This is a genomic window from Pontibacter mangrovi, from assembly GCF_006385705.1.
Classification (GTDB): domain Bacteria; phylum Bacteroidota; class Bacteroidia; order Cytophagales; family Hymenobacteraceae; genus Pontibacter; species Pontibacter mangrovi.
Window position 1 is genome coordinate 129,818 of the sequence record NZ_VFRQ01000005.1, and the last position, 14,335, is coordinate 144,152.

At 56.6% G+C, this 14,335-nt stretch carries 8 protein-coding genes; all 8 read left to right on the forward strand.

Annotated elements, in window-relative coordinates:
• Positions 1-23: 23 nt before the first annotated feature.
• The 8 genes from FJM65_RS10745 to FJM65_RS10780 all read left to right on the forward strand — a co-directional run bounded on the left by FJM65_RS10745 (position 24) and on the right by FJM65_RS10780 (position 14,321).
• Positions 24-1,565: a RagB/SusD family nutrient uptake outer membrane protein gene (locus FJM65_RS10745; RefSeq protein WP_140621523.1), complete on the forward strand. Its 1,542-nt coding sequence runs from the start codon at positions 24-26 to the stop codon at positions 1,563-1,565.
• Positions 1,566-1,780: 215 nt separating this feature from the next.
• Positions 1,781-2,722 (forward strand): dihydrodipicolinate synthase family protein, encoded by a 942-nt coding sequence (locus tag FJM65_RS10750; protein WP_140621524.1) that lies wholly within the window; start codon positions 1,781-1,783, stop codon positions 2,720-2,722.
• 9 nt (positions 2,723-2,731) lie between these two features.
• A complete protein-coding gene (locus FJM65_RS10755; protein WP_140621525.1) occupies positions 2,732-5,416 on the forward strand; it encodes a sodium:solute symporter family transporter in 2,685 nt (894 codons plus the stop codon).
• Positions 5,417-5,477: 61 nt separating this feature from the next.
• On the forward strand, positions 5,478-7,046 hold the full coding sequence (locus FJM65_RS10760; RefSeq protein WP_219855976.1) for a sialidase family protein: 1,569 nt from the start codon (positions 5,478-5,480) through the stop codon (positions 7,044-7,046).
• 24 nt (positions 7,047-7,070) lie between these two features.
• Entirely contained in the window at positions 7,071-9,176 is a 2,106-nt protein-coding gene (locus FJM65_RS10765; RefSeq protein ID WP_219855977.1) for a GDSL-type esterase/lipase family protein, read from the forward strand.
• A 14-nt stretch (positions 9,177-9,190) separates the two neighbouring features.
• Entirely contained in the window at positions 9,191-10,372 is a 1,182-nt protein-coding gene (locus FJM65_RS10770; protein WP_140621526.1) for an AGE family epimerase/isomerase, read from the forward strand.
• Positions 10,373-10,501: 129 nt separating this feature from the next.
• Positions 10,502-11,668: a sialidase family protein gene (locus tag FJM65_RS10775; RefSeq protein WP_140621527.1), complete on the forward strand. Its 1,167-nt coding sequence runs from the start codon at positions 10,502-10,504 to the stop codon at positions 11,666-11,668.
• Between the two features lie 40 nt (positions 11,669-11,708).
• Positions 11,709-14,321 carry a family 20 glycosylhydrolase gene (locus FJM65_RS10780; RefSeq protein WP_140621528.1) on the forward strand — a complete coding sequence of 871 codons (2,613 nt, stop codon included), beginning with the start codon at positions 11,709-11,711 and terminating at the stop codon, positions 14,319-14,321.
• Positions 14,322-14,335 lie beyond the last annotated feature (14 nt).

Below are 14,335 nucleotides of genomic sequence, written 5' to 3' on the forward strand. Positions count from 1 at the left end.
CTAACTTTAGCAACGAAACAGATATGAGACGTTATCTATCCACTATAAAGTATGCGCTGGGCATCTCGCTGGTGCTGGGCGCCACAGGCTGTAGCGACCAACTGGATGAGGTGCAGCCGCAGACATCGCTTAACCGGGACCTGATCCTCTCGGACCCCAACGCCGCTATGACGCTATACTATGGCGTGTATGGCTCGTTCAGGAGTTACCATTATACTTTGTTCACCTTAGGCGAGATGCGCTCCGAGATTTGGGCCGACGGTCTTTTCACCGAGTCGGAAGACGGGGGGCTGCGCAACTATTACACCCATAACATTGACGCCAACAACGTGCCGGCGGGCAACTGGGCCGGCTTCTATAGCCTGCTGGACAAGATCAACACCGCCATCAAACTGTTCCCACAGACACCGGTAACGGAAGACCAGAAAACCCGTGTGCTGGCCGAGATGCATGGATTGCGTGCCTATGTATACTATACCATGCTGAAAACCTGGGGAGGCGTGCCGCTGACCGCGGAGCCGGTAACCGAAGTAGGAAGCCTGGAGGAGCTATACAAAGAAAGAGCTACGCCCGAGGCCGTGATGGCGCAGGTGAAGGCAGACATTGAGCAGTCGCTGAGTTTGTTTGCAGATGATGATGCCCTGGCCGCCGGCTTTACCGGCACCTCCAAGCACATCTACTGGAACCGTGCCGCCTCGCTCACCCTAAAGGGGGACGCTTATATCTGGTCGGGTACGCACATGGGCGGCGGAAGCGCCGACTTAGCCACGGCACAACAGGCGCTGGAAGAGGTAAGCACCATCAGCGGATTAGGCCTGGTGGAGAACTACGCAGATCTTTTCGACCCAGCCAGGGAAGCCAATAACCCTGAGATCATCTTTGCCATCAGCTACGAGAAAGACGAGGCGACGACAGGCGTGTACAGCAGTTTCCGGGTGAACACAACCCAGGCCGGCACCCTTCTGCTGGACCCTTACACTAATCCAAGGACAGTGGCGCAGGCCTATCCATACCTGGCCGGGGCCAGCCGCGTGGGCCTGTCCGAGAGTATGATCCAGAAGCTGCAGAGCAGTGAGGACGAGCGCATTGATGCCACCTTTGAGGTGATGTACCGCAACGATCCGCCAGCTTACCCTATCGCCGGTGTGCTGCTCACCAAATTTGCAGGCCGCGAGGATGCCGGTTCGCAGCTGTATGACGTCGACTTCCCGGTGTACCGCTACGCCGATGTGCTGCTGATGCTGGCAGAGGCCAAGGCCAAACAGGGCGGTGACCCCTCGGCAGAGATAAACCAGATACGCGAGCGGGCCTATGGCAGCAGCTACACGCCTTACGCCGACGGAAGCCAGGAGCAAGACCTTCGCGCGATTCTGGAGGAGGACCTGCGGGAGTTTATAGGGGAAGGCAAGCGCTGGTGGTCACTGCGCAGGGCCGGCGACGAGTGGGTGTTTGCCTACGTGGACCCGGTATACCTGGCGCCTGGGCAGGAGTATAAGTTCCTGCTGCCGATCTCGGTAAGCATGCTCAACTCTGATCCTAAGCTGGAGCAAACGCCCGGCTACTAAGTATAAATAGGTTAGTTGATAGGTTGTGTGGAGGTTCCGGTTCCGGGCTGCGGCCTGAGCCGGAACCCTCTTCGCGTCATGGCGAGGCATAAAGTTTAAGTGTGTTTTTGAAGTACTAGCTTTAGCTTCTCCAGCCAGCATCCGCTATACTTAAGGCGGCACAAAATGATACCCCACAACCTTCAACCTCACACGAAAGAAACATACATACCTGAATGAAATCTGAACATTTACAAGGGCTCATTGCGGCTCCGTTTACACCCATGCATCCCGATGGCAGCCTAAACCTGAAGCTGATCCCGACCTACTACAGCCTGCTGAAAGCGAACGGGAACACCGGCGCTTTTATTTGCGGCTCTACCGGAGAGGGAGTGTCGTTGACGACGGCTGAGAAGAAGCAGGTGGCGGAGGCCTGGGCAGCTGCCGCTAAAGAGGGTAACGACTTCAAGGTTATAACGCTGGTAGGGGGCACCTGCCTGCGGGAGGCGGTGGAACTGGCGCAGCACGCCCAAAGTATAGGCCTGGATGCTGTGTCGTTTACGGGACCTTCTTACTTTAAGCCCGCCAGTGTGCAGATGCTGGCCGAATGCTGCAAAACCGTGGCAGGCGCTGTGCCGCAGATGCCTTTTTACTACTACCACATCCCGGTGCTGACAGGCGTGGGCTTCCAGATGGTGGAGCTACTGCAGGAAGTAGAGGGGAAAATCCCTAACTTTAAGGGAATCAAGTACACGCACGAGGATTTCATGGATTACCAATCTTGCCTGAACTTCAGCGACGGCAAGTATGACATGCTGTGGGGCCGCGACGAAAACCTGCTGTCGGCGCTGGCGGTAGGGGCAAAAGGTGGCGTGGGAAGCACGTACAACTATGCCGCTCCGCTTTACATCAGCCTGATAGAAGCCTATAACAGGGGAAACACGGACGAGGCGCGCCGCCTGCAGCAGCAGTCTATTGATATGATCCGCCTGCTGGGCAAGTATGGCGGCATCGCCACCGGCAAAGCCTACATGAAAGTGGTGGGCCTCGACTGCGGCGAATTTCGCCTGCCGGTCCGCAACATGAGTACAGCGCAGTTCAATTCATTTAAAGAGGATGTGGCCGCGCTGGGTTTTGATGAGTATTGCTCCCGCATGCCGGAACTGAAAAACGCCTAATGCTGCCTGATGAAATATTCCCTGTTTATACTTCTGATCTTAGCCGCCTTTTCGGGTAAAGCCCAAAAGCCTAATCACATAGCGTGGTCTGTTGCCGCTACCTTGCCTGCAGGGCCGGGGCAACCGGTGCAGCCGGGCCTGGCTGGCCCCTTGGGCGGTGTGCACAACGGCGCGCTGCTGCTTGGCGGCGGGGCCAACTTTCCGGACGGGTTGCCTTGGGAGGGAGGCAAGAAGAAGTATGAACAGGATGTTTTCGTTTTGCTGCGGGATGAGCAGGGAAAGTATAGCTGGCACGACAAAACCTTCCGGCTGCCGCAGCCACTGGCCTACAGCGCCAATGTAACCACAGAAAAAGGCATCATAAGTATAGGTGGGGAAAACGAGCAGGGCATACAGAATACGGTGCAGCTGCTGCAGTGGAACCCTGCCTTAAAAGAGGTAAGTATAGAGGCGCTGCCGCCCTTACCGCTTCCGCTTACCAATGCCGCCGCCGCTGTCATCGATAACCAGGTATACGTGGCAGGTGGCGAAACCACAGGCAAGGCTAGCAGCGGTTTCTATCGTCTGAGCCTATCCGAGCCGGGAAAAGGCTGGCAAAAGCTACCGGACCTGCCGAAAGCCATCTCGCATGCGGTGGCGGTGGTGCAGTCTAACGGCGAATACCCGGCGCTATACCTGATTGGCGGCCGGGCCAGAACAGAGGCCGGTGTGAGCGAGCTCTACGGCTCCACCTTCCGCTACGACCCCAAGTATAACAACTGGAAACAACTTAGCGACATCTCCGACGGCAAGGGCAACAAAACCGCACTTTCTGCCGCCAATGGTGTGGTAACCGGTGCCAATTACATCCTGATCTTCGGGGGCGACAAGGGCAACGTGTTTACGCAGATAGAGCAGCACAACGCCGCCATCGCCCGCACCACCGACGAAGCAGAAAAGCAAAGGCTGGAGGCCGAGAGGCTGCAACTGCAAACGCAGCACGGGGGCTTCAGCAAGGACATTTACCTCTACAACACCGTTACCGACACCTGGACCAAAACAGGCACCCTGCCTTACGCGCCCGTTACCACCTTCGCCACGCGCTGGGGCAACGACATTCTCATACCTTCGGGCGAGATAAAGCCTGGCGTGCGTACCCCCCAGGTGCTGGTGGGCCAACTCACGCCGCAGCATTACTTTGCCTGGCTCGATTATGTGGTCGTGGTGCTGTACTTGCTCCTGATGGTGGGCATCGGCATGTGGACCTCCCGGCACCAGAATACCACCGACGACTATTTCCGTGGCGGGCAGCGCGTTCCGGGTTGGGCAGCAGGCCTAAGCATCTATGGCACGCAGCTAAGCGCCATTACCTTTATGTCGATTCCGGCCAAGACCTATGCCACCAACTGGAGCTATTTTATACTTCAGGTCACGATCATTCTGATCATCCCGATCATCACCAATTACTTTATCCCTTTCTACCGCAGGCTGCAGATCACCTCGGCCTACGAGTACCTGGAGCAGCGGTTCAGTTACGCGGCGCGGGCCATGGCCTCGCTGCTCTACATCATGCTGCAGTTGGGCAGGCTGGCCATTGTGCTCCTGCTGCCGAGCCTGGCCCTCACGCTGGTAACAGGCATCAACGTGAACCTGTGCATTGTGCTGATGGGCGCCATCACGATCTTCTATACCATGAAAGGCGGCATTGAGGCTGTGATTTGGACAGACGTGGCGCAGGTGGTTATACTTCTGGGCGGCGCGCTGGTGTGCCTGGTGATGATCCCGTTCCAGTTAGAGGCAGATGCCGGGGCGATTTGGCAAACCATACAGCAAAACGAGAAGCTCCACATCATCGACACCACGTTCAGCTTTAGCGAGCCGACGCTGTGGGTGGTGCTGTTAGGCGGCCTGGCGATCAACGTCATCTCTTACGGGGCGGATCAGTCGGTGGTGCAGCGGTATATCACTACAAAAGACCTGGAAACCTCGAAGAAAAGTATGCGGCTGGGTGCCTGGATGGCCTTGCCTTCAGCGGTTGTTTTCTTCACGATCGGCACCATGCTGTACCTGTTCTTCCGGCAGCATCCTGAGAAGGTTAACTACCAGTTGCAGAGCCAGGACGCCATCTTTCCGTGGTACATTGTAACAGAGCTGCCTGCGGGCATTACAGGCCTGCTGATTGCGGCTGTTTTTGCGGCAGCCATGTCTACGCTGAGCAGCAGCATGAACTCCGTAACCACCGCCCTCATCACCGACTTTTACAGGCGCTTTGCCCCCGCCAAGTCAGACAAAAGTTACCTGAGCACTGCCAAATACATGACACTGGCTATTGGCGTGGTGGGTACTTCGCTGGCGCTGGTGATGGCACAGTGGGGCATTTCCTCGCTCTGGGATCAGTTCAACATGATTCTGGGGCTGTTTACGGGCGGTTTGGGTGGCCTGTTTGTGCTGGGCATCTTCACGAAAAAAGCCAATGCTAAAGGCGCTGTTGCCGGACTGCTTCTCAGCGGTTTGGTGCAGTTCTACATCAGCCAATATACCAACATCAACCTGCTGCTCTATGCCTTTACCGGCTTGGCAAGCTGCGTGCTGTTCGGGTACTTGTTTAGCCTGCTGTTTGGCGGGCAGGAGCGGGCGCACGAGGGACTCACCATTTACAAGGATGCACCCGCCACAGAGAGCCGCGTGGGTAAGGTGGGAGAAAAGGTGTCCTGAAGTATAAATCAGCATAAAAAATGCCTTTGCCAGGTACGGGCGAAGCTAATAGCGTATAACCATGAGTAAAGTAAATTTTGTACTGGGCCTTTTGTTCTCAGTGCTGATGGGCAGCACGAGTTGCACCCGCACGGTGGCTACCACGCCTGTTGCCACGGGAATAAGTATAAGTTCCACAGCCCCGGCAGTGCCCGTGCTGAAACGCGTGGAGCATAACCCGATGCTCCGGCTAACCCTGTATGTGCCGGCGGGTGCCGAAAGTATAAACTTCCAAAGTATAAAGGCGCGCCTCAATAGCACGGCTCTGCAGGATGTGGAAAAACTGGATGTATACTTTACAGGCACCGAGCCTTTGTTCCATACATCTAATCTGGTGAAGTCGATTCGCCCGACCTCGGAGGAGTTTGAAGTGCCGCTGGATATTCCGGCAAAGCCAGGCAAGCAGTACCTCTGGTTCAGCGCCACCCTCAAAGAATCCGCCAGCCTCGATAACAAAGTGGAGCTGCGCGCTACCCAACTAACTGACGCCGCCGGCAAAGTATACCAGGTAGCCGAGGATGGTTCTGCGTATGCCAAGCGCATTGGTATAGCCCTGCGCAAAGCTGGAGACGATGGCGTGGATACCTACCGCATCCCCGGCATCGCCACCACCGACAAAGGCACCCTGATTGCCGTGTATGACATCCGCTACGACAACTCCCGCGACCTGCCGGGAAACATAGACGTGGGCATGAGCCGCAGCACCGACGGCGGCCAGACATGGGAGCCGATGAAGATCATCATGGATATGGGCGTACCGCACGAGAACAACGGCATCGGCGACCCCGCTGTGCTTTTTGACCCCGCCACGGGTAAGATTTGGGTAGCGGCGCTCTGGAGCAAAGGCAACCGCTCTATTGCCGGTTCCGGCCCAGGCTTATCTCCTGATGAAACAGGGCAGTTTGTGCTGGTGAGCAGCGACGACGATGGCAAAACCTGGTCAGAGCCTTACAGTATAACAGAGCAGATCAAGAACCCGGACTGGCGCATCTACTTCAACGGCCCTGGCAATGGCATCGTGATGCAGAACGGTACGCTGGTGTTCCCCTCGCAGTACTGGGATGAGAACGGAGTGCCGCATTCCTCCATCATTTACAGCCAGGACAAGGGCAAGACCTGGAACAGCGGCATAGGCGCCAAAGCCAACACCACCGAGAGCCAGGTTGTGGAGACCACGCCCGGCACCCTAATGCTGAACATGCGCGATAACCGCGGCCGCTTCCGCTCCGTGGCCACCACCGTCGACCTAGGCCAAACCTGGGTAGAGCACCATACTTCCTACAGCGCCTTGCCTGACCCGGTGTGTATGGGCAGCTTCATCAAAGCCGGCGTGAGCACGAAAAGCGGACCGCAGGAGGTACTGTTCTTCAGCAATCCCGCCACCCCGTCCGGCCGCTACAACATCACGCTGAAAGCCAGCACCGACCTGGGCGAGACCTGGCCATCGGGTAACGAGCTGCTGATAGACGAGCGCGGAACCTACGGCTACTCCGCCCTCACCAGGATAGATGAAAATACGCTGGGCCTTCTCTACGAAGGCGTGAAAGAACTTTACTTTGTGCGCGTACCGGTGCAGGAGGTCATCAAATAAATAGGAGTGCCATACCTGGCAGGTATGAATTACAGAATTTACATGGCTCGTTTCGTACTTATTTTATTTGCCTTTCTACTGGCTGTACCCGGATTTTCTCAGGAAACGACAGCCAGGCTAAAAGTAGCCTGCATCGGCAACTCCGTTACGTATGGCTATGGCATCAAGGACAGGGAGCAAAACGCCTATCCGGCGCAGCTGCAGCAGCTGCTTGGCGGTAGGTATGAGGTAGCCAATTTCGGGCTGAGCGGTGCCACATTGCTGCGCAAGGGGCACAGGCCGTACACGCAAACGCGGCAGTATAAAGATGCGCTCGCCTTCAAACCCGATATCGCGGTTATCCACCTGGGCCTCAACGACACCGACCCGCGCAACTGGCCGAACTACCGCGATGAGTTTGCAGCAGACTATTACCACCTGATTGACACGCTGCGCGCCGTGAACCCGCAGGTGCGTATCCTTATCTCACGGCTCACGCCCATTTTCTCCGGGCACCCGCGCTTTACCTCCGGCACCCGCGACTGGTTTTGGCAGATACAGGCGCTGATACCTGTAATAGCCGAAAACAGAAACGTGGAACTCATTGACCTGCACACGCCACTCTACTCGCGCCCCGACCTGTTCCCGGATGAGCTGCACCCCACCGCAGCGGGAGCGGGCATCATTGCATCCACTGTGGCCGGGCAGATAACGGGCAAGTATGGCGGGCTGCAGCTGGCCTCTGTTTTCTCAGACCACATGGTGCTGCAGCAGAAAATGCCGATCCCCGTGCAGGGCAAAGCAGATGCGGGGCAGGAGGTAAGGGTAAGTTTTAAAGGTGAGGAAGTAACGGCCACGGCTGGCCCCGACGGGAAATGGGAAGCCATGCTGCCGGCGCAGAAAGCAGGAGGGCCATATCAGCTGCAGGTCTCTACGGCGGACACAAGTATAAGTATAAACGATGTGCTGGTGGGCGAAGTATGGCTGTGCTCCGGGCAGTCGAACATGGCTTTCCCGCTGCGGCAGGCCGTGCATACTTCCGAGGAGATGCGGCAGGCACAACAGTCTTCTGATATTCGTTTGCTGCAGCTAAAGCCGCTGGCTGAAACTAATAACGTGGCCTGGGACAGTGTAACCCTCGGAAAAGTAAACCGCCTGGCATACTTCTCCGGCACCTGGCAGCGCACCGATTCAGTTGAAGCGAAAGATTTCTCGGCCGTAGCCTACTACTTTGGCAAGGAACTGCAGGAGCAGCTGGGCGTGCCCGTTGGTTTGATAGAGGTAGCCGTGGGAGGCTCTGGCACCGAGTCGTGGATAAGCCGCTATACGTTGGAGCATCATCCGCAGCTGGTGCACATGCTGCACAACTGGCGCAACTCCGATTTCCTGATGCCCTGGGTACGCGAGCGTGCCGCCACGAACCTACAGGAAGCCACGCTTGCCACGCAGCGCCACCCGTACCAGCCAGCCTATAACTATGAGGCCGGTATTGCCCCGCTCACCGCCTTCCCCATAAAAGGCATGATCTGGTACCAGGGCGAAAGCAATGCCCATAACATTGAGCTGCATGAGGAGCTGTTTAAAACACTGGTGCAGGACTGGCGCGGAGCGTGGGGCTATCCTTTCCCGTTCTATTACGCGCAGCTCTCCAGCATCAACCGCCCCAGCTGGCCACACTTCCGCGACAGCCAGCGCAGGCTGCTCGCGCAGATACAGAATACGGGCATGGCGGTAACCAGTGATGTGGGCAACCCGCAGGATGTGCACCCGAGGCAAAAGCGGCAGGTAGGGGAGCGGCTGGCGGCCTGGGCGCTGGCCAACACCTACGGTAAGCGCATCCCCTACAGCGGTCCCCTTTTCAAAAAAGCGGATTTTACAGGAAACAAGGCCATTTGCACTTTTGAGCACGGGAAGGGTTTGAAAGCCAGCGATGGCAGTAGCTTGCGCGGCTTTGAGGTGGCGGGCAGTGACCTGATTTTCAGGGAGGCAAAGGCTGAAATACGGGGTAGTAAGGTGCAGGTGTGGTCGGATGAGGTGCCGGAGCCGAAGTACGTGCGCTACGGCTGGGAGCCTTATACTACTGCCAATCTCGTGAACAAGGCGGGCTTGCCTGCCTCCACATTCAATAGCTTTTATACTACAAACAAGTAATACAAACTCCCTACATGGAAGCGAATCATACTTTAGACCTGAACTTCTACAAAGACTTCTATAAGAACCAGCTCCTCAGCGACACGCTGCCTTTCTGGTTTCCGCGCTCTGTTGACGAGGAGCACGGCGGCTATCTGTTCATGCGCGACGCGGATGGCAGCCTGATTGATGACGACAAGGCCGTATGGATACAGGGGCGCGCCGCCTGGCTCCTGGCAACGCTTTACAACACCGTGGAGCAAAGGCCGGAGTGGCTGGAGGGCGCCAAGAAAGGCATCGATTTTCTGCGCCAGCATTGCTTCGACACGGACGGGCGCATGTTTTTCCACGTGACACGCGACGGCAAGCCTATCCGCAAGCGCCGTTACTTTTTCTCCGAAACCTTTGCCGTGATTGCCTTCGCTGCCTACGCCAAAGCCAGCGGCGACGAAGAGGTTGCTCAGGAAGCCCGAAACCTGTTTGGCAAGTGCCTGGAATATGCCACCACACCTGGCATGCTGCCCGCTAAGTTCACCGACACGCGCCCGGCCAAAGGCATCGGCGTGCCGATGATAATGATGAACACCGCCCAGCAGCTGCGCGACACCATCGGCGACGAGCGCTGCGATGAGTGGATCTCGAAATGGATAGCTGAGATTGAAAAGGACTTTGTAAAAGACGACATCCGCTGCGTGATGGAGCAGGTGGCTCCTGACGGCAGCATCATCGACCATATTGACGGCAGAACCCTGAACCCCGGCCACGCCATTGAGGGTGCCTGGTTTATACTTCATGAGGCAAAACACCGCAACAACGACCCGCACCTAATAGACCTTGGCTGCCGCATGCTCGACTACATGTGGGAGCGTGGCTGGGATAAAGAGCACGGCGGCATTTTATACTTTCGGGATGTGTACGGGAAGCCGGTGCAGGAGTATTGGCACGATATGAAGTTCTGGTGGCCGCAAAACGAAACCATCATTGCCACACTTCTGGCATACCTGCTCACGGGCAACCAAAAGTATGCGGACTGGCACCAGCAGATCCATGAGTATGCCTACGGCCGTTTCCACGACAAGGAGCACGGCGAGTGGTTTGGCTACCTGCACCGCGACGGCAGCCTGTCTAACAGCACCAAAGGCAACCTGTTTAAAGGCCCCTTCCACCTGCCGCGGCAGGAGTGGTACTGCTGGCAGGCGCTGGAAGCGTTTCTATAAATTCTGAATGCGTGCTTGAATGCATGTGTGAATCATACTTCGTGATAGCTCAACTTTCTAACTTTTTAACCTTCTGACTATAAAGACGCAAGGTGTTGCGTCTCTACAAGTCTCTAATTTTTAACTCCCATGCTACGCTTTTTACTTACTGTTGCCTTTTTTTGCTCCGTGCTTTTCGTGCAGGCCCAAACAACCGATGTGCCTGTGTTCGTCTCTGGCGAGGAGGGGCATAAATCCTACCGCATCCCCGCGATGATCGACCTGCCGAACGGAGACATACTGGCCTTTGCCGAGGGTAGGGTGCACGGTGCGGCCGATTTTGGAGATGTGAACATCGTGATGAAGCGCAGCTCCGACAAAGGCAAAACCTGGTCGGCACTGCAGACGGTGGCGGATTTTGATACGCTGCAGGCTGGCAATGCCGCCCCCGTGGTAGACCTGACGGACCCGGCTTATCCGAAGGGCAGAATCTTCCTGTTTTACAACACCGGCAACGCGCACGAGTACGAGGTGCGCAGCGCCAAAGGCTACCGCGAAGTATGGTACATCACCTCCACCGATAATGGCCAAACCTGGTCTGATCCGGAAAACATTACCTCGCAGGTGCACCGCCCCAACATGCCTACGGCCAATGCAGGCTATACTTTTAAAGAAGACTGGCGATCTTACGCCAACACACCCGGCCACGCCATACAGTTTACAAAAGGCAAGTATAAAGGCCGCATGTACGTGGCCGCCAACCACTCGGCAGGTCCGCCGCAGCACAATTTCGAAGATTATGCTGCGCACGGCTTCTATACCGACGACCACGGGAAAACCTTTAAGCTAAGTGCCGTAGTGCCCGAAACAGGCAGCAACGAGGCCATGGCCGTGGAGCTGACAAATGACCGGCTGATGATGAACATCCGCAACCAGCAGGGTGACGTGCGCAGCCGCATCGTGAGCATCAGCAGCGACGGCGGCGCCACCTGGGACACCACATACTTTGACCAGCAGCTGCCGGACCCTGTGAACCAAGGAAGTATACTGAACATCGGCAAAAAGAAAGGGAAAGCCATACTTGCCTTCTGCAACGCCGCCGACACGCAGCGCCGCGACAACCTGACCCTGCGCATCAGCTACGATGAGGGCAAAACCTGGCCGGAGCAGCACGTCATTGCCAAAAGCCCGAATAACGAAAAAGACTATGCCGCCTACTCGGACCTGGTGAAAGTTGGCAAGAAGGCGATAGGCGTGCTGTACGAAAAGAACGGCTATGGGCAAATTGTATTTACCACCGTGCAGTGGGGGAAATAACCTGCTCCTGTGCAGGCTACCATCGGATTAACGCTTTATCATGAGAAAATTACCCGCTCTTTTCCTCTTGCTCTTGCTGTGCGGCGCTTCCTGGGCGCAGGTAAAACCCGTGCAGCTGGCCGACAGTCTTTTTTCGACGTACTACCACCAGCGCGCCACGCATTTCCGTAACCTGCCGCATACCCGGGGCGACATTATTTTTATCGGCAATAGCATCAGCGACGGTGGGGAGTGGAGTGAGCTTTTTGCAGACCTGCGCGTGAAGAACCGCGGCATTAGCGGTGACACCTCGCCCGGTGTAGTGAACCGCATCGGGGAAGTGGCAGCACGCAAGCCAGCGAAGGTATTTCTGATGATTGGCACCAACGACCTGGTGCGCGGCATCTCACCTGATAGCCTCCTGCAGAACATCTTCTGGCTGTCTGGCTACCTGAAAGAGAAGAGCCCCGCAACCAAACTCTTTGTGCAGAGCATCCTGCCGGTAAACGACAGCTTTGGCAAGTTCAGTGGCCATACCCGCAACGGGCAGGTTATACAGGAGGTGAACGCGGCACTGCAGGCTGCGGCTCCAACGCGTGGCTATACTTACCTCGACCTGCACACGCCTTTCTCAGATGCCTCCGGCAAACTCAACGCCAGCTACACCAACGACGGGCTGCACCTGAACGGCGACGGTTATACTTTCTGGAAGCACCTGGTCTACGACGAAGTGTACGGCTTACAGGAGAAGCCTTCTATCATCCCTAAGCCCCAGCAGCTGCAGTGGACGGGAGGGGCTTTCCCGCTTTACAAGAGCAAGACCATTGTGGTACAGGATCCGGCACTGCAAAAAGAGGCGGAGCGGCTGAGAAGTATGCTGGCGGACAAAGGGCTGAAGGTGCGAATAAAAGAGAAGGCAGCGCCAGGCGAACCACACATTGCCCTGGTGCTGGAGAAAACAGATGCACCCCGCCTGCAGGCAGAGGCTTATACTTTAGCTGTGACCAACGATAAGGTACAGCTGAAGGCGAACACGGCGCACGGCATCTTTAACGGCCTGCAGACCCTCGGTCAGCTGATGCGGGACGGGGCGGTTATTCCTGGCTGCGAGGTGCGCGACTGGCCGGCCTTTGGCTGGCGTGGCTACATGGTGGATGTGGGGCGCAACTACCAGTCAATGGAGATGCTAAAGGAGCAGATTGACGTGATGGCGCGGTACAAACTGAACGTCTTCCACTTCCACCTAACCGAGGACATTGCCTGGCGGCTGGAGGTGCCCCGCTATCCGCAGCTAACCGCCCCGGAGCACATGGCACGCAACAAAGGCGCCTACTACACAGTGGCCGAAATGCAGGAGCTGATCCAGTACTGCAAAGACCGCTACATTACCTTGGTGCCGGAGATTGATATGCCGGGCCATAGCGCCGCCTTTACCCGGGCCATGAGCGTGGACATGCAGAGCGAAGAAGGGCTGACATATCTGAAAAACATACTCAACGACTTTTGCGACACCTATGATGTACCCTATGTGCATATCGGAGGCGATGAAGTGAAGATCAACAACAAGGATTTTCTGCCGCAGGTAACGGCCTGGCTGCACGAGCGGGGCAAGAAAACCATAGGCTGGGACCCGGGCGGCAACCTGGACCGAGCCACCATTCGCCAGCTGTGGATGAAAGACGGTGCTACCAACCCTGATCATACTTACATCGAATCGCGCCACCTGTACCTCAACCACATGGATCCTTTAGAGGCTGTGGCCACGATCTTTAGCCGGCAGTTTAGCGACCGCGTGGCAGGAGACAGCACCGTACTGGGCGCTACCCTTTGCCTCTGGCACGACCGCAACGTGCACCGGCAGGAGGACGTGCTTTTGATGAACCCCGTTTACCCCGGCATGCTGGCTTTTGCGGAGCGCAGCTGGCAAGGCGGTGGCCATGAGAAGTGGATCGCCAACATTCCGGCAGACCAGCCGGAGCGGGTGCAGGAATTCCGGGAGTTTGAGAACCGGCTGCTGGACCAACGGCAATCATACTTTCAGAACATGCCTTTTCCGTACGCGGCGCAGGCCGCTATGAACTGGAAGCTGTTCGGGCCTTACAAGAACAAAGGGGATATGACGGCCTCTTTTGCGCCGGAGAGAAAGTCTTTTAAAGGGAAGAAACCTGCGGCAGAGGCAGTAGGCGGCACGGTGGTGCTGCGGCACTTCTGGCATCCGCTGGTGGCGGGTGTGCTGGAGAAACCGGAGGAGAACACCACCTGGTACGCCACCAGCCGGTTCTGGAGCGATGTGGATACAACAGGCTTCTTCTGGGTCGGTTTTCAGAACCTGTCCAGGTCTTACAATTCTGACTCGCCCGCCGCAGGCACCTGGGACGACAGAGGAAGCGCTGTTTACCTGAACGGGCAGCTAATAGCGCCGCCGAGATGGAAGCGCCCCGGGCAAAAGGGGAATTCTGAAGTACCGCTGCTGGACGAAGGGTATGAGTTCCGGGCGCCTGTAGCTGCCCCGGTAAAGAAAGGCTGGAACACGGTGCTGGTGAAACTACCCGTCGGAAGCTTTAAGGGCAAAGACTGGCAAAATCCCCTGAAGTGGATGTTCACTTTTGTTCCCTCGGGAAGTGAAGCGGGGGCTGGAAATGAGCTTATAAAAGAGGAACAACTGGTTAATTAGTAGTATAAGCTGCA

Excerpts from the sequence above, each read along its gene's own strand:
- FJM65_RS10745 (WP_140621523.1), top strand. The coding sequence starts at position 24 with ATGAGACGTTATCTATCCACTATAAAGTATGCGCTGGGCATCTCGCTG.
- FJM65_RS10750 (WP_140621524.1), top strand. The coding sequence starts at position 1,781 with ATGAAATCTGAACATTTACAAGGGCTCATTGCGGCTCCGTTTACACCC.
- FJM65_RS10755 (WP_140621525.1), top strand. The coding sequence starts at position 2,732 with ATGAAATATTCCCTGTTTATACTTCTGATCTTAGCCGCCTTTTCGGGT.
- FJM65_RS10760 (WP_219855976.1), top strand. The coding sequence starts at position 5,478 with ATGAGTAAAGTAAATTTTGTACTGGGCCTTTTGTTCTCAGTGCTGATG.
- FJM65_RS10765 (WP_219855977.1), top strand. The coding sequence starts at position 7,071 with ATGAATTACAGAATTTACATGGCTCGTTTCGTACTTATTTTATTTGCC.
- FJM65_RS10770 (WP_140621526.1), top strand. The coding sequence starts at position 9,191 with ATGGAAGCGAATCATACTTTAGACCTGAACTTCTACAAAGACTTCTAT.
- FJM65_RS10775 (WP_140621527.1), top strand. The coding sequence starts at position 10,502 with ATGCTACGCTTTTTACTTACTGTTGCCTTTTTTTGCTCCGTGCTTTTC.
- FJM65_RS10780 (WP_140621528.1), top strand. The coding sequence starts at position 11,709 with ATGAGAAAATTACCCGCTCTTTTCCTCTTGCTCTTGCTGTGCGGCGCT.